Below are 15,616 nucleotides of genomic sequence, written 5' to 3' on the forward strand. Positions count from 1 at the left end.
TATGAGGCGTGGCCGGATAGCGTGATTGTCTGGTGCCACGATGGCGCATGGCCAGTTAAGTCATTTTGCGCATAAGAAGATGATTTGATGTGCGGCTTTTTTGTGTATACTAATTTGCGATTGTGCTTGAAGTAAGTATTATTATTCTTTGATTTTAAATGGTAAAGTGACTCTGAAAGACTGGCGACTCTCTATGCAATGGTTTAAAAGACAAAAAAACAAGCAGCAGGTAGGGGTGAGTTTTACCGACATGCATGTGAGTACTGTTGCCTTGACGCCGCCTGCAGAAGGGACCAAGCCGGTGGTTTCGTTTGCGGCGGTTGAGCAAATACCGCTGGATGCTACTTCCACATTACGTCACTTTGTGACCAAAAATGACCTCAAGTCTTTACCCTGCAATCTGGTACTCAATGTGGACCAGTACAACATCGTGCAAATTGACAAGCCCAATTTGCCAGAGGATGAAGTAAAACCGGCGTTACGCTGGAAACTCAAGGGATTGCTTGATTATGCGGTAGAACAAGCGGTGGTTGATGGGATTGATCTGCCTTCGGATCCCTCTGTGGCAAATCGCCAAGCGCTGATGCTGGCGATTTGCGCCAAAAAAGCTACGGTAACCGGGGCGGGTAATCATTTGGTCGATGCCGGATTTAACCTGCGTTCGATTGATGTACACGCGCTGGCGCAACGCAATATTGCCCATTTGCTTGAACACGAAGATCGCGCGCTGGTGATGGTGAGCATCCTGCCACGCGGTTGCCTGATCACGTTTACGGCAAAAGGTGAGCTTTACCATACGCGTCTGATTGAGCTGGATCGCGACTTTTTGAACGATAGGGATGAAATCTTCAGAATCAATTTTGATAAATTGGTGCTTGAGTTGCAACGCTCGCTGGACAGCTTTGACCGTCAGTTTCCTTTCCTGAGCTTGAACCGTATGGTGGTGGCGCCGGTCGTGCATCGCGATTATCTGGTGAGCGGCCTGAGTTCCAGCCTCTATGTGCCGGTCAACGTTTTTAACCTGGAAGATGTTGTTGAGCTGCCTGCCAACCAGGATTTTTCCAGCCTTGAAAAACAGGCCATGTTGATGCCTGCCCTGGGTGCTGCTTTGCGTCAGGAGGCGGCCGTATGAGTCAGCAGATTAACCTGTATGAAGGCGGTGGTGTTAAAGCCAGAGAGTGGTTTAGCCTGCCGATGGTGGCGGCCGTCTATGTGCTGGCCGCAGTGGTGATGTATTACTTTTATACTGGACTGGCTGCTGAAAACGAGCAATTGCAAGTGCAGCGTAACCAAGCCCTTGCGCAGTATGAAACCATGCAGAAAAAAGTGGAAGCTTTTTCGAAAAAGGCGATGCCTATCGATAACACCAAGCTTGAGGCTGAGTTAAAAGCATTAAAAGCGCAACTGGAGATGCAGACCCAAATTCTGGCTATTTTCCAGCAGTCCATTTCAGAACAATCGGCACACCTGATCGACTACATGCGTGCATTTACCGGGCAACAGCAACCTGGCGTCTGGTTAACCGGTTTTAAAGTTGAGCCTGCCGTCCAACACTTGACGCTTGCCGGGCAAGCGTTGCAGTCAGAAGATATTCCAGCCTATCTGGATTTGCTCTCTCACCAGTCTGTATTTGCCGGGACTGAGTTCTCAGGTATTCAGTTCAAACAACTGGAGTTGCAACAGCCGCAGTCGCGTTCAGGCGGAAATGCTGGAGCCTCTGCAGTGAGTCCATCGCTTGCGCCAGCGCCAGAGGTTGCCACAACCTCGCCTGCAGGCAAAGACGGGGGTGCTCCGCCAGTGACGCCGGCCTCAGCCGCGCCTGTTAATCCACAAGGCGGGAATGGCCCTTCGAATCAGGCGAACACAGCATTGCCTGTGCTCAAAGTGTATACCTTTGAAGTCAAAGGGCGTGATACGCAAGCCACAAACAAATTGGTGAATGGCATGAGTTGGGACGAATTTGTGCGCCAGACGGTGCCACCTCAGCCCGGCAACCAGAGCGGGAGGCAGTAAGTCATGCGATCTGAAAAACTACAGGCAATCAGCGACAAATGGCAAGCGTTCTCCATGCGCGAGCGCTGGATGTTGTTTGGCACCGGCTTGTTTGCCGTGGTGGGCCTGATGGATACCTTTTTGCTGGAGCCACAGCGGGTGCAACTGGCTAATACCCAGCAAGAAATCCTCAAGATACAAAACGATACCACCACCCTGACCGAGCAACTGACCAAGATTGCTGCCCAGGCGGCGCCACAGCCAGCTACGCAGGCGTTTCAGCAGGAGATTGCAGAAACCAGACAAAAAATGGCTAGCCAGGCAGATGAGTTACTTAAAGTTTCTGCCTTTATGGTCCCACCGCAAGCCATGGTGGAGATGCTGAAAAAGCTGTTGCAAAAGCATACCGATGTGCAAGTGATTGAAATGCAATCCTTGCCGGTGGTGGATTTTATTGAAACGCGAAGAAAGTTATTGCAGGCGCAAGCCGCGCCAGGAACTGAAGCGTCATCAACCTCGGAAGAGGCTTGGAAAAACATGCCACATGTTTACCAGCACGCCGTAAAAGTCCATTTAAAAGGGCAGTATTTTGCGTTGATGGCGTATAGCAAGTCCCTGAAAGCGATCGGCCGTCAGCTGGCATGGGACAATGCCGAGCTTAAAGGCGGTTACCCAGAAAGCGAATTGATTTTTCAAGTGTATACCCTGAGTGGGGAAAACGCCTGGTTGGGGATATAGCATGCGCATATTCATGATTTGGATGGTATTGGTCAGCGTGGCACATAGCCAGGCCGCCGAGCAAATGATAGATCCTACGAAGCCGCCAGCTGCCGTATTGCCTTATCTGCCAGAGGCGCAAACGGAGACTGCGCAGGCTTGGCAAGTCACGGCCATTCAGGACAACGGCAAGCATGGGTTTGCTGTGGTCAATGGCGAGCTCGTCAACTTGGGTGAGCGTTATCAAGGCTTTAAACTGGTTTCGGTCAAGCACCAGCAAGCGGTGTTTACCAATCAAAACGGTGAGAAAAAACTGTTGGGTTTGGGGTTGACCAGTGTTGTGATGCAGGCACCGCCGCCTGCGCAGGTAAAAAAAGCCAAACAGGCAAAAACGGTTAAAAAATAAAGTGAAAATGCCTGCGATTGGCTGAAGTGGCCGCCAGGTGAATATCAATAGAGAGACTGCTATGAAAACTTTTGTGAATACCTTGGGTGTGATGATGATAGGCGCCGGGTTGGCTGGATGCACCAGTAACCCGTTCACGCCGACCAATCCATCAATTCAGCCAAAAATACAAAACGAATTGGCGACCTCTGCGGCCAAGGCGCAAGCACAAGTGGTGCCGCCGCCTAAAGAAGTGACGGATGAGTTGTTTGAGCCACTTAAAATTGAGCCACCCAAAGCGCTGGCCAAACGTGTCGAGCCGCGTTTTGACCTCGTGGTTAACAAAGCCCCGGCTAGCCAGGTATTGATGGGTATCGTCTCTGGCAGCCCTTATAGCATTGCCTTGAGCCCAGAGCTGAAAGGCGAGATTACGATTAACCTGCGCGATGTCACGCTGTTTGAAGCGCTCAATGCCTTGCGTGACTTGTATGGTTATGAGTACAAAATGAACGGCAAACAGATTTTTGTCGAGCCACAAACCCTGCAAACCCGGGTTTTCCAGGTTAATTACATTACAGGCGCTCGCAGAGGGTCTTCTGCCACCCGTGTCACGTCCGGGACGGCCAGCGGTTCTGGTGCGGGCGGTGCCGCAGGCGTGGCCGGGCAGGCCGCCGCCATGAACGGCGCCATGGGCGTTGGCTCTGGCTCAACCGGGACAGGCACAGGCAACCAGGCGGCCTCGGGCGCCTCCAACCTGCAAGTGTATGCTTCAGATGTGAGTATGCGTACCAATAATGACTTTTGGGACGAGATTGCAGGCTCATTGAGTAGCTTGATTGGCGAAGAAAACGGGCGCAAGGTAGTCATTAACGCGCAGTCTGGCCTGATCATGGTCAAAGCCATGCCCAAGGAAATCCGCCAGGTGGAGAAATTTCTGAGTCTGATGCAGGTGACCGTAGATCGTCAGGTGATTCTGGAAGCCAAGATTATCAAGGTGCAACTGAATAGAAACTCGCAACAAGGGATTAACTGGGCGGCGGTCAGAAATATTCGCGGCCGCGATTACACCTTTGGTAACGTCAACGGCAATACCACCCTGGGAGAAACCGGTGCCCTGACCAACGGCACGCTGACCAGCACCGTACCTGGCGCTTTGAGTAACAGTGATCCGGTGTCGATAGGCGGCTCAATGTTTGCGTTAGCGGTTCAAGGCAAAAACTTTTCTGCGCTGCTTAACTTTCTCGAAACACAGGGCAATGTAGAAGTCCTGTCCAGTCCGCGCATTGCCACCATCAACAATCAGAAAGCGGTACTCAAGGTGGGGAATGATGCGTTCTACGTGACCAATGTGCGTACCAATGTCACCACCACCACGGGTGGCGCCGTAGTGACGCCAGATATTCAGCTGCAACCGTATTTTTCTGGTATTTCACTGGATGTGACACCGCAAATTGACAAAGACGACAACATTATTCTGCACGTCCATCCGTTTATCAGTGAAGTCACCCAGGTCAACCGTACTGTGAGTTTGTCCAGTGCCAACGGTGGCACCTACACGATTCCAACGGCCTCCTCCAACATCAATGAAACCGATAGCATCGTGCGTACCCGCGATGGCAGTGTGATTGCGATCGGCGGGCTGATGTCAGAGTCCGTGGATAATACACGGACAAAAGTACCTGGTTTGGGCGATGTCAAATTTTTGGGTAACCTGTTCCGCCAGAAAGACCAAAGCTCCACCAAAACAGAACTGGTCATTCTGCTCAAATCCACCGTGGTCCGCAGTGGCGATAACTGGGCGCAAGATATGCTCGACAGCCAGGACCGGGTAGAAAAACTCAAGTCAGACAACGCATTTTAGGAGCGGGCATGTACCTGCAGCATTTTGGCTTAAAAGAGTTTCCATTTTCGATCACGCCGGATACGAGCTTTTATTACGCCACACGCACGTTGCAAGAAGCGCTGAATACGCTATTGATTGCGATTGAGTCGGGTGAAGGCTTTGTCAAAATCACAGGTGAAGTTGGCACCGGTAAAACATTGCTCTGCCGGCGCCTGCTCAAAGCCTTGGAACCCGGTTGCCAGATTGCTTACCTTCCCAACCCTTATCTAGATCCGCACGCCTTACTGATGACGCTGGCCACCGAGTTTGGCGTCGCCTTCAAGCCTGAGTTTACCCACCATGACATGATAGATGCGCTGCATCGCACATTGCTGACCTTTGCTGAAAAAGGCACGCATGTGGTGGTCTGCCTTGATGAAGTGCAAGCCATGCCGCTGGAAACGCTGGAAGCCTTGCGCTTGCTGAGTAACCTCGAAACCGAAAAGCGCAAGTTGTTACAAGTGGTCATTTTTGGCCAGCCTGAGCTGGAAGAACGTCTCAACCATTCGTCTATTCGCCAACTGCGGCAGCGCATTGGCTTTGAATATCACCTCAAAGGCCTGCAATGGGAAGAATTAGCGTTTTATTTGAATCATCGCATGCATGTGGCTGGGTATCAGGGCGGCATGGTGTTTAGTCCGGCTAGCATGCGATTGCTATACCGGTATGCCAACGGTATTCCGCGCTTGTTAAATATTCTGGCGCATAAAGCATTATTGTCTGCGTTTGGCCGCGGCCAGCACAGGGTTACAACCGAGGATGTGAAAGCGGCGATTCTTGATACACAAGCCAGTGTCAAAGCACAGCATCGTTGGCTGGAGCATGGGTTTAAATGGTGGTTGACTTTGCATGCCACCCTGGCCGGGTTTGGTCGTTAGCAGGCGACGGAGGAATCAAATGAGCTTGATTAATCAGGTGTTACAAAACGTAGAGGCCCGTCAGGGCAACGCCACTGATGGTTGGACCGGGCAGGTCAAGCCAGTGTTGTCTGCACAGACAGCAACGCCTGGCCGTTGGCTGAATCGCCTGATAGGCGGCGGGCTGCTGCTTGCGACAGCCGGATGGGTGTGGATGAATGCGCCCATGTTGATGGCGTATTTTTATCCGCAGCATGTGACTGCGATACCCCAGGCCGCGCCGCAGGCTCAAGGTCAAAAAACACGCGTACAGACTGTTTTAGCCCCGGTAGCCGCAGAGACAGGCACGGTGGCGACTTGGGCGCCGCCGCAGTTGACCAGGTCATTGTTCAGTGCCTGGCAGTCCGAATCTGCTTCTACAAAGCCCAGTGCGCGCGCTGTCGTTGCTCAAGTGAAGCCAGTGGCTAATGCTGCTGCACAACAAGTCGAGGGTGAGTTCAGCATGAAGTCCGCGGATACGGCGGCAATCACGGTTGCCACCATCGCGCCTACGATGGAGACGCATGCGGAGCAGAGCCAGGGCAAAAGTGATGAAAAGTCAGCCGAAAAAGGCATGGTCAATAAACATGTCAGACCGGAGCAGGAAGTGAATGTCTTGATCCAGCGTGCCGTTGATCATGAGCAAAAAGGTCGTTTGAACGAGGCGTTGGCAATGCTCAGGCAAGCGCTGACGATTTATCCGCAGTCTGAAGATGCACGCCAGCTGTTGGCCGCCTATTTATTTGAGTCCCGGCAAGAGGCCGAGGCTGTCTCGGTTCTGCAGGCAGGCATCAAGCAGTTTCCGGCTCAAGCGGGCTTGCCCAAATCACTCGCCAGATGGCAGTTGGCACATGGTCAGGCAGAGGCGGTGTTACAAACATTAAAACCGGTGGCCAGCGCGCTAGCGCAAGATGCCGAATCGCAATGGATGCTGGCCATGGCTTATCAGCAAACCGGCCAGCATGCCGCCGCCTTGCCACATTTTGAACGCGCGACGCTGTTGCGGCCGGGGCATGCACAATGGATGGTGGCGTACGCCATTTCATTACAAGCTGTGGGCCAGAATGCGCAAGCCTTGCAGCACTTGCAACAGGCGCAAAGCCTGCCTTTAAGCGAGCGCTTGCTCGAATTTGTTACGCAGCGCATCCGTCAACTGGGCGGCAGCGTACAAGCCAATGCCGAATAATCTGTGCTAGCTAATCCTGTTTGAGGGTGCGTGCCAGCACGAGCGCCGTCACCTGTGCAGCTCCCGCCTGTTTAAAAACTTTTGCCAGCGCATGCATGCTGGCTCCTGTCGTCATCACATCATCCACGATCATCACATGCTGACCTTGCCATCGCTGCGAGGTCGCAAAGGCACCGCGTAGATTGCGTGTTCTTGTTTTCATGTCCATCGCTGCTTGCGCTGGCGTGTCTATCAATCGCTCACAGCCGTCTATCCTTAACGGAATTTGCCACTGCTTTTGCAAGTGCCTGGCTAATTCAAGCGCATGATTAAACCCACGCTGTTTGATGCGGTTCAGGTGCATGGGCATCGCCACCAGGACGGCTGGCTGCTGGCTCGCGGGTAACACTGGCAGGCGGGATAGCCAGGCCTGTGCCAATAGCGCCCCCCATGGCAATTGCTGGTGGTATTTAAATTGATGCAAGAGTCGATCTAGCGGATAGGCATAGCGAAAAACGGTCAGCGTTTGGTCAAAAGCGGGGGCATGCTGTAAACAGATGCCGCACAGCTCACCTCGCGTATTTGGTAATGCGCATTGTGGGCAACGCGGCGATTGGTACCAGGGCAGGCTGGCCTGGCAGTCTAAACAAAGTCCGTTTGGAGGGGGGATTGGCTCGTCAGTCGCTGAAGGTTGGCGAGCGCCTGGGGCTTGATGGCACAGCGGGCAGGGCAGCGTCGTTGCCAGCCACTGCGACAACCAGTGAGTGGTGTTGATTTGTTTAAATTTTAAGCTGTTGTAAAATTTTTTCACGTATGATTTTAAACAACATATAATTCGGCCGGATTATTCATCTATTTTTTAATGCGTGGGACTTATGGAACAACACACCTCTGCTACTGCTTGTGGCACCGAAATGCAAACCTCCGTCATTAATCTGGATGGCTTGAAGCCTGCGGCTTCCTGTCATCCAACGGTTGAGCGCTGGCGCGTTGCAGATATCATGGCACTGTTTGAATTGCCGTTCAATGATTTGCTGCACAGAGCGCACACTGTGCATAGGGAGCATTTTGATCCAAACGCCGTGCAGGTCAGCACACTGCTGTCGATTAAAACGGGCGGCTGTTCCGAAGACTGCGGCTATTGCCCGCAAGCTGCGCGGTATCATACCGAGGTTGAAAACGAGCCCTTGATGCAGTTGGACGAGGTGCTGGCCGCAGCCAAAGCAGCCAAAGAAAGCGGTGCCAGCCGTTTCTGTATGGGAGCTGCCTGGCGCGGACCCAAACAGCGCGACCTGGAGCCTGTGCTCAAAATGATCTCTGAAGTGAAGGCGATGGGGCTGCAAACCTGTGCCACGCTGGGCATGCTCAAGGATGGGCAAGCCGAGCAACTGAAAGAGGCTGGGCTGGATTATTACAACCATAACCTGGATACCGCGCCCGAGTTCTATGGCGATGTGATTACCACGCGGACGTATCAGGACCGTCTGGACACCCTGGACCGCGTGCGTAGCATGAATATCAATGTGTGCAGCGGCGGCATTATTGGCATGGGTGAAACCCGTGCGCAGCGCGCGGGCCTGATTGCGCAGTTGGCCAATATGGAGCAACCGCCGGAAAGCGTGCCCATCAACTTGTTAACCCAAGTGGAAGGCACGCCTTTGCATGGCACCGACCCATTGGATCCGCTGGAGTTTGTGCGTACGATTGCCATCGCCCGCATCACCATGCCGACCAGCTTTGTCCGCTTGTCTGCTGGCCGCCAGAGCATGGGCGAAGCCGTGCAGACCTTGTGCTTCCATGCCGGGGCCAACAGTATTTTTTACGGTGAAAAATTACTGACGACCGGCAACCCTGAGGTTGAGTCTGACAATGCCCTGTTTGCCAAATTAGGCTTGAAGAAAATCTAAATGAGCAATCTGCTGGAGTCTTTACGGGCCGATCTGGAAAAACGGCAAACACTGGGCCTGATGCGTCAACGCCGCTTGCTGGATTCACCGCAGGCCGAGCATATCACCGCCAATGGCCAGCCGTTTTTGTCGTTTTGCAGCAATGATTATCTGGGCCTGGCCAACGATGCTGCGCTGGTGGCCGCTTTGCAACAAGCCGCTGCCGAAGCGGGCGTGGGCAGTGGCGCCTCCAATCTGATTACCGGTCATCACCGCTATCATGATCAGTTAGAGCAGGCGCTGGCGGCTTTTGTCGGGCAACCGGCAGCCTTGCTGTTTTCCACCGGCTACATGGCGAATATTGGCGTCGTCAGTGCGTTGATGGGGCGTGAAGATGCCGTGTTCTCGGACAAGCTGAATCACGCCTGTCTGAATGATGGCGCATTTTTGTCACGTGCCACACATCATCGCTTTCCGCACAATGACGTGGCCGCCTTGGAAAAATTATTGCAAGCCAGCACGGCGCGTCACAAGCTGGTTACCGCTGATGCGGTGTTCAGCATGGATGGCGATATTGCGCCGCTGGCTGAGTATCTTGCGCTCTGTGAACGCTATGATGCCTATTTGTATGTGGATGATGCGCACGGTTTTGGTGTGCTCGGTCCGCAAGGGCGTGGCTCGCTCAAGCACTTGGGGCTGCAGTCGCCACGCCTGATCATGATGGGCACACTAGGCAAAGCTGCGGGTGTGGCGGGTGCTTTTGTAGCTGGCCAACAAATCGTGATTGATTACCTGATTCAGCACGCCAACAGTTATATCTATACCACGCCTGCGCCACCACCGCTGTCCGCCGCCTTGCTGGCTTCAGTGAAAGAGATAGAGCAGGGCGATGCGCGCAGAAAGCAATTGTTTGACATGATTGCGCTGCTCAAGAGTGAGCTCTCACTCACCCGTTGGCACTTGCTGCCGTCAGAAACCGCTATCCAGCCACTGGTGGTCGGCGATAACCATGAGGCGCTGGCATTGAGCCAGTATTTGCAGGCGCGTGGCATTCTGGTGCCGGCAATCCGGCCCCCAACCGTGCCGGTCAATACTTCCCGCCTGCGGATTTCCCTGTCGGCAGCCCATCGTGAGTCCGACGTCAGGGCGCTGATTCAAGCCTTGCACGATGCTGAACACGAGTTAGCTATCGGGGCGGTGGCATGAGTTGTTTTATCGAAATCATGGGGCAAGGCAAACCGCTGGTAATGCTCCATGGTTGGGGCATGAACAGTGCGGTATGGGAACGGGTTACCAAGCGGCTGTCCACCCATTTTCGACTGTTTCTGGTGGATTTGCCCGGCATGGGCCAGAGCCGTCCGGTTTATCCTTATCACTTGCATAGCCTGGCCGAAGCGGTCGCTGAGGAAATCCCCGGCGTGTCCACCATTTTAGGCTGGTCGCTGGGCGGCCTGGTTGCGCAGCAAATTGCCCTCAATCAACCGGACCGGGTAGAGAAGCTGATTCTGGTGGGGACCAACCCCTGTTTTGTGAGCAAGCCAGACTGGCCACATGGCATTGCAGCCCGCCATTTTGAGCAGTTCAACGAGCGGTTTGCGCAAGACTTTAATGCCACCTTGCTCAATTTCTTGACCCTGCAATGCATGCATGCCAAAGATGCGCGCAGCACGGTACGCCAATTGCGTATTGCGTTTGGCGCCAAACCCACGCCTACCCAAGATAGCCTGAATCAGGCCCTGGATATCTTGATGCAGACGGATCTGCGCGAAGAGGTCGGGCGCTTGTTCCAGCCCGCGCTGATCATTCACGGGGATAGAGACACGCTGGCGCCGGTCTCGGCAGCGCACTGGCTGGCCATGCATTTGCAGCGTGCCCATTTGCGCGTGATCGCCGGGGCGGCACATGCGCCCTTTTTGTCACATGCGGAAGCGTTTTGCGAAGCGGTGGAAGCCTTTATGGCGGATGAGCCCGCTGTGCGCGCCGGGGAGCATTAAATGCAGGATGTTTATCAGATCGACAAGACGCGCATGCGCCAGTCGTTTCACCGTGCGGCCAAACAGTATGATGCCGCCGCCATTTTGCAGCGCCAGGTACGTGAAGAGATGTTGAGCCGTCTGGACGTGGTCAAGCTGGCGCCTGCGGTGATTCTGGATGCAGGTTGCGGCACCGGTCATGGCTTGCATGCCTTGCTCAAACACTTTAAGCAGGCAAGAGGGGTGGCGCTGGATATTGCCGAAGGCATGCTGGCCTGCACGAAAACGCTGTTTCCCTGGTATCGCTTCTGGCAGGCCAAACCACAAATGGTGTGTGCCGACATTGAAGCCATGCCGTTGGCAACCGCCAGTGTTGATATGGTGTGGTCCAACCTGGCCGTGCAGTGGTGTAACGACATGGACACTGTATTGCAAGAATTCAGGCGTGTGCTGAAACCCAACGGTCTGCTCATGTTTGCCACCTTGGGACCGGATACGCTGAAAGAACTGCGTGCAGCCTCTGGTCATGGGCATACCCATGTCAGCCGTTTTATTGACATGCATGATATCGGCGATGCACTGACGCGGGCTGGCTTTAGCGCGCCGGTGCTGGATGTGATGCATTACACCCTGACCTACGATACGGTGGAATCTGTGATGCGCGACCTCAAAGCGATTGGCGCACATAATGCGACTGCAGGGCGCGCCAAGGGCTTGAGTGGCAAGGGTTTTTTGCAGCAATTGCGCCAGGGCTATGAGGCTTTTCGCCATCAGGGTAAATTGCCCGCCACCTATGAAGTGGTGTTTGTACATGCCTGGACCGGGAGCCAGCCCTACACGGCACCTGGGACCAGTCCGGTGCAATTCATGTCGCGCAAACTCGCCACGCAGGGGGCATGATGCAGCCGCTGCCTTCACGTTTTTTTGTCACTGGCACCGATACCGGTGTCGGTAAAACCACAGTCACCGTTCGTTTAATGCAGCAGTTGATTGCGCAAGGCAAAACGGTGATCGGCATGAAGCCAATAGCTTCCGGTTGCGAGTGGCTGGATGGCCGCTGGCAAAATGAAGACGTGCGTTTACTGACTGCCGCCTCCAACGTGACAGCACCTGCTGAACTGATTAATCCCTACCGCTTTACACCGGCCATTGCGCCCCATATCGCCGCTGCGCAAGCCGGCGTGGAGATTCAGCTTGAGGTCATTCAAGCTGCCTATGCACAACTGACCACGCTGGCCGATGTGGTGATTGTGGAAGGCGCAGGGGGCTTGCTGGTGCCTTTAAACCAGACGCACAGCATGGCCGATTTGATTCAGGCCCTGCAATTGCCTGCGCTGATGGTGGTCGGCATGCGCCTGGGCTGTATCAATCATGCGCTGCTGACGGCAGAGGGGCTCAAGTCGCGGCAGATAGCGTGTTGTGGCTGGGTCGCGAACAGGATTGATCCGCAGATGTCTATGCCAGAAGAAAACCTGCAAACCTTAATCGACAGCTTGCAACAGCCGCCCTTGTTGCAGGTGCCTTTTCAGGAGTCACTCGCCTAGATGCTCGCTTCACCCACCCCTCGCATTGAGCTGCGCGCGCCTGTGCCGCCGATGACGCGCACATTGATTGCGCTTAATGTGCTGGTGTTCGTGCTCATGCTGTTTGGTGGCGCCGGGTTTTGGCACTCGCCCAATACAGTACAGCTGACCTGGGGCGCCAATTTTGCCCCAGCCACGGCCGATGGTCAGTGGTGGCGCTTGGGCAGCGCCATGTTTTTACACTTTGGCGCCGTGCATCTGGGCATGAATATGCTGGCCTTGTGGGATGGCGGCAAGCTGGTCGAACGCATGTTCGGCTCTGCACGCTTTCTGTTGATTTACCTGGTCAGCGGCATAGGCGGTAATCTGTTGTCGCTGGTGGTTCAGGGCAATCAGGCGGTGTCAGGCGGCGCCTCTGGGGCGATTTTTGGTATCTATGGCGCGTTGCTGGTTTATCTCTGGGTTGCCAGGCACCAGATGCAGCAAGTTGAATTTCGCTGGTTGTTCTGGGGAGGCATGCTCTTTTCAGCGTTGACCATAGGCATGGGCTATGTGATCCCCGGTATTGACAACTCTGCGCATATTGGCGGGTTTTTGACAGGCGGCGTGCTGGGCTTGCTCATGTTGCCCGCTTTTTTACGTGGCTCGCCCGCTATCACTATATCGCAAGCCTTGGCAGGGCTGGCCTGGGCGCTGGTCGTGCTGGGTTTGCTGACGCATTTGCCCGCGCCCAAATATCGCTGGCGGCAAGAGGTGGCGATTCAAAAGCAATTGCAAAAGCTGAATCAGGTTGACCAGCAGGCTCAGCACAAATGGCAGCAGATCATGCTTGAAGGGCGTGAGGGCAGTGTCAGTTTTGATGAAATGGCAGCACAGATTGACGCACAGGTCGCCACGCCTTATGAAGAAAGCTTTGAAAAACTGTCCCGCTTGTCTGAGGACCCCAAGCTGCCTTCTGCGGCCTTACTTGAGCAGGCCAAAGCCTATGCCTTGAAACGCAGTGAAGCCAGCAAGGCGGCGGCGGACCAGCTGCGGCATCTGCCGTTTAAGGCCGGGCGACCCGCTGCGCCTTAATCGGTTAAAGCGGGCGGCGGGTTGAAGCAGCCTCAATGATACGGGCTTCAGGCGCTGAGACCTGTTTGGCGGCCAGTTGGGCGACGTATGCGCGGGCCTGTTGGCCCCAGCGTTGTTGCGGCAAGCTGGTGAGCATGGTCTGCAAAGTGCGGTTCATCACGGCCTGATCAAACGGTTCAGGCAATACTTCTCCTGCCCCGGCGGCGGCAACATAGCTCGCATAGCCGCACACACTGGTCACCAATTGCGGCAAACCGGCCGTCATCGCTTCAATGATGACGATGCCGGCCAGCTCTGAGCGCGCGGCGTGTATGAGTACATCGCAGCCTAGCATCAGCGCCGGGATATCCGGGCGGCCCCCAGCTTCAATACAACGGTCGGCCACACCACGCTCGGCAGCATAGGCCTGCATATTGCTGCTGGATTCAAACTCTCCGACGGCGATTAGCCAGCAACGTTGCTTGAGTGTCTCTGGCAGGCTGCTCAAGGCGTTGATTGCACGGTCCACGCCTTTGCGCAAAAAAGCCGAACCGACGGTGAGCAAGACGATGGCGTCTTCTGGTAACGCAAAAGCCTGGCGCACGTAGGCGCGTTGATCCCGGGCGGGTAAGTCAGCAAATCGCTGCAGCGGGATATTGGGCGGGATCAGGTGAAAGCGCGCCTGGTCGGTACCATACCAACGCTGAAAAATCGCCTGGTCATGCTGGTTAAGCAGCAAAATTTGTGTGCCTGCCTGGGGGCTAAACACGGCTTGCTCCATGGCAGAAAAAAAACGGTAACGACCAGACAGTTTTTTATACCAGGGTTCGCGTGACATGCGTTCGGCATAGCAGGGATCGGCGGCGAAATAGACATCCAGCCCCGGCATGCGGTTAAAGCCGACAATACGGTCAAACTGGCCTTGCGCAATCCCTTGCTGCATCTGGCGGATCAGCGAGGTGTGTCGGTGATGATTGAGCCAACCGCGGGCCTTGAGCAAGCGGATGTGTATGCCTGATGGTTGTTCGCCACGCCATTCGCCGGTAAAAATGGTGACTTCGTGTCCCAATGCCACACAGTCGCGGGCAATACGCAGCATGTCACGCTGCACACCGCCGTAGGGAAAGTATTTGAATATGAGAAACGCAAACTTCATGCGCTGGCATTGTATGCGAAAATAGCGGCCATGAAACGCATATTGATCGTCAAAACCACCTCTATGGGGGATGTTATCCACGCTTTGCCGGTGGTGGAAGATCTCTTGCAGCATCATCCCGATGCGCAGATTGACTGGCTGGTAGAAGAAAGTTTTGCCGATATTCCAAGATTGCACCCGCAGGTAAAGCAGGTGTTTACCGTCGCGGTGCGCCGCTGGCGCAAGCAGTGGTGGCGTTGGCAGACCTGGCGTGAAATTTCGGCAGTCAAACAGGCTGTCGCGGCTCAACCTTATGATGCCGTGCTGGATTTGCAAGGCCTGCTCAAAAGTGCGGTGATGGCCACCTGGGCGCGTGGTCCGCGCCATGGCTATGATCGACATTCCATTCGTGAGCCCCTGGCCAGCCGCTTTTATCAGCACACCTATGCGATTCCCTACCGGCAGCATGCCGTGATTCGGATGCGCACCCTGGCGGCCAGCGCACTTCATTATGCGATGCCATTGGAAAAACCCAATTACGGACTGTCTGCGCAATGTCCAGATGCTAATAGCATGGCATTTCTCGCTCTCCATGCTACTAGCCGCGATAGCAAACTATGGCCAGAAACTCATTGGGTTGCCTTGGGGCAGTATTATGCGCGGCAAGGATTGCAAATGTGGCTGCCTTGGGGCAACGACATGGAGCATCAACGTGCATTACGCATTGCAGGGCAAGTGCCAGATGCGCTGGTACTGCCCCAAATGGATCTGCAAACACTCGCTCGTCGCATGGTTCATGTGCGGTTCGCTGTTGGTGTTGATACCGGGCTTTCTCACCTGGCCGCGGCATTAAATGTGCCTGTTGTGGCCCTGTATACGGATACTGAGCCAGCTTACACGGGAGTGGCAGCAGGGCGAGTTTCACCTGCGATGAATCTCGGTGGGGCTGGGTTAATGCCGTTAGTGAACGATGTGATAGCCATGCTGGCTCCAATTGCGTGATTCGTGC

The 15,616-nt window shown here is 54.6% G+C and carries 16 protein-coding genes; 14 read left to right on the forward strand and 2 right to left on the reverse strand.

The features are described 5' to 3' along the window. Positions 1-193 precede the first annotated feature (193 nt). From Q9292_RS05390 to Q9292_RS05420, 7 genes are all read left to right on the forward strand, one after another. Positions 194-1,132 (forward strand): hypothetical protein, encoded by a 939-nt coding sequence (locus tag Q9292_RS05390; protein WP_194748675.1) that lies wholly within the window; start codon positions 194-196, stop codon positions 1,130-1,132. Continuing rightward, positions 1,129-2,013 (forward strand): PilN domain-containing protein, encoded by an 885-nt coding sequence (locus Q9292_RS05395; RefSeq protein ID WP_313985599.1) that lies wholly within the window; start codon positions 1,129-1,131, stop codon positions 2,011-2,013. The genes Q9292_RS05390 and Q9292_RS05395 overlap by 4 nt, the downstream gene beginning before the upstream one ends. A gap of 3 nt (positions 2,014-2,016) precedes the next feature. Further along, complete coding sequence (gspM, locus tag Q9292_RS05400; protein ID WP_194748673.1) at positions 2,017-2,730, forward strand: type II secretion system protein GspM; 714 nt, start codon at positions 2,017-2,019, stop codon at positions 2,728-2,730. A 13-nt stretch (positions 2,731-2,743) separates the two neighbouring features. Continuing rightward, positions 2,744-3,115: a hypothetical protein gene (locus tag Q9292_RS05405; RefSeq protein WP_313985602.1), complete on the forward strand. Its 372-nt coding sequence runs from the start codon at positions 2,744-2,746 to the stop codon at positions 3,113-3,115. Between the two features lie 61 nt (positions 3,116-3,176). Further along, positions 3,177-4,955, forward strand: coding sequence for a pilus (MSHA type) biogenesis protein MshL (gene mshL, locus Q9292_RS05410; RefSeq protein ID WP_275356320.1), 1,779 nt, complete (start codon positions 3,177-3,179; stop codon positions 4,953-4,955). An 8-nt stretch (positions 4,956-4,963) separates the two neighbouring features. Then, positions 4,964-5,854 (forward strand): ExeA family protein, encoded by an 891-nt coding sequence (locus Q9292_RS05415; RefSeq protein WP_194748670.1) that lies wholly within the window; start codon positions 4,964-4,966, stop codon positions 5,852-5,854. Positions 5,855-5,873: 19 nt separating this feature from the next. Continuing rightward, positions 5,874-7,058, forward strand: coding sequence for a tetratricopeptide repeat protein (locus Q9292_RS05420; protein WP_313985605.1), 1,185 nt, complete (start codon positions 5,874-5,876; stop codon positions 7,056-7,058). 10 nt (positions 7,059-7,068) lie between these two features. Here Q9292_RS05420 and Q9292_RS05425 read toward each other — a convergent pair whose 3' ends face one another. Further along, positions 7,069-7,521: a ComF family protein gene (locus Q9292_RS05425; protein ID WP_275356318.1), complete on the reverse strand. Its 453-nt coding sequence runs from the start codon at positions 7,519-7,521 to the stop codon at positions 7,069-7,071. Between the two features lie 391 nt (positions 7,522-7,912). On the opposite strand from Q9292_RS05425, the gene bioB reads away from it, so the two are divergent. From bioB to Q9292_RS05455, 6 genes are read left to right on the forward strand one after another with little or no spacing between them, the layout of a single operon-like run. Then, on the forward strand, positions 7,913-8,944 hold the full coding sequence (bioB, locus tag Q9292_RS05430; RefSeq protein WP_409934468.1) for a biotin synthase BioB: 1,032 nt from the start codon (positions 7,913-7,915) through the stop codon (positions 8,942-8,944). Further along, positions 8,945-10,129 (forward strand): 8-amino-7-oxononanoate synthase, encoded by a 1,185-nt coding sequence (bioF, locus tag Q9292_RS05435; protein WP_313985609.1) that lies wholly within the window; start codon positions 8,945-8,947, stop codon positions 10,127-10,129. It abuts the gene before it with no gap. Further along, complete coding sequence (bioH, locus tag Q9292_RS05440) at positions 10,126-10,917, forward strand: pimeloyl-ACP methyl ester esterase BioH (RefSeq protein WP_313985611.1); 792 nt, start codon at positions 10,126-10,128, stop codon at positions 10,915-10,917. The genes bioF and bioH overlap by 4 nt, the downstream gene beginning before the upstream one ends. After that, entirely contained in the window at positions 10,918-11,796 is an 879-nt protein-coding gene (gene bioC / locus Q9292_RS05445; RefSeq protein ID WP_313985614.1) for a malonyl-ACP O-methyltransferase BioC, read from the forward strand. It abuts the gene before it with no gap. Continuing rightward, a complete protein-coding gene (bioD, locus tag Q9292_RS05450; protein WP_313985816.1) occupies positions 11,796-12,440 on the forward strand; it encodes a dethiobiotin synthase in 645 nt (214 codons plus the stop codon). The genes bioC and bioD overlap by 1 nt, the downstream gene beginning before the upstream one ends. After that, positions 12,441-13,493, forward strand: a complete 1,053-nt coding sequence (locus Q9292_RS05455) for a rhomboid family intramembrane serine protease (RefSeq protein ID WP_313985617.1) — start codon at positions 12,441-12,443, stop codon at positions 13,491-13,493. It begins immediately after the preceding gene. 4 nt (positions 13,494-13,497) lie between these two features. On the opposite strand, the gene Q9292_RS05460 is transcribed toward Q9292_RS05455, so the two are convergent. Then, entirely contained in the window at positions 13,498-14,628 is a 1,131-nt protein-coding gene (locus tag Q9292_RS05460) for a glycosyltransferase family 4 protein (protein WP_313985620.1), read from the reverse strand. 30 nt (positions 14,629-14,658) lie between these two features. Here Q9292_RS05460 and waaC point away from each other — a divergent pair, with 30 nt between their 5' ends. Then, positions 14,659-15,609 carry a lipopolysaccharide heptosyltransferase I gene (waaC, locus tag Q9292_RS05465; RefSeq protein WP_228518833.1) on the forward strand — a complete coding sequence of 317 codons (951 nt, stop codon included), beginning with the start codon at positions 14,659-14,661 and terminating at the stop codon, positions 15,607-15,609. The last annotated feature ends 7 nt before the right edge of the window (positions 15,610-15,616 follow it).

This window comes from Methylophilus sp. VKM B-3414 (assembly GCF_032248435.1).
GTDB lineage: Bacteria > Pseudomonadota > Gammaproteobacteria > Burkholderiales > Methylophilaceae > Methylophilus > Methylophilus glucosoxydans.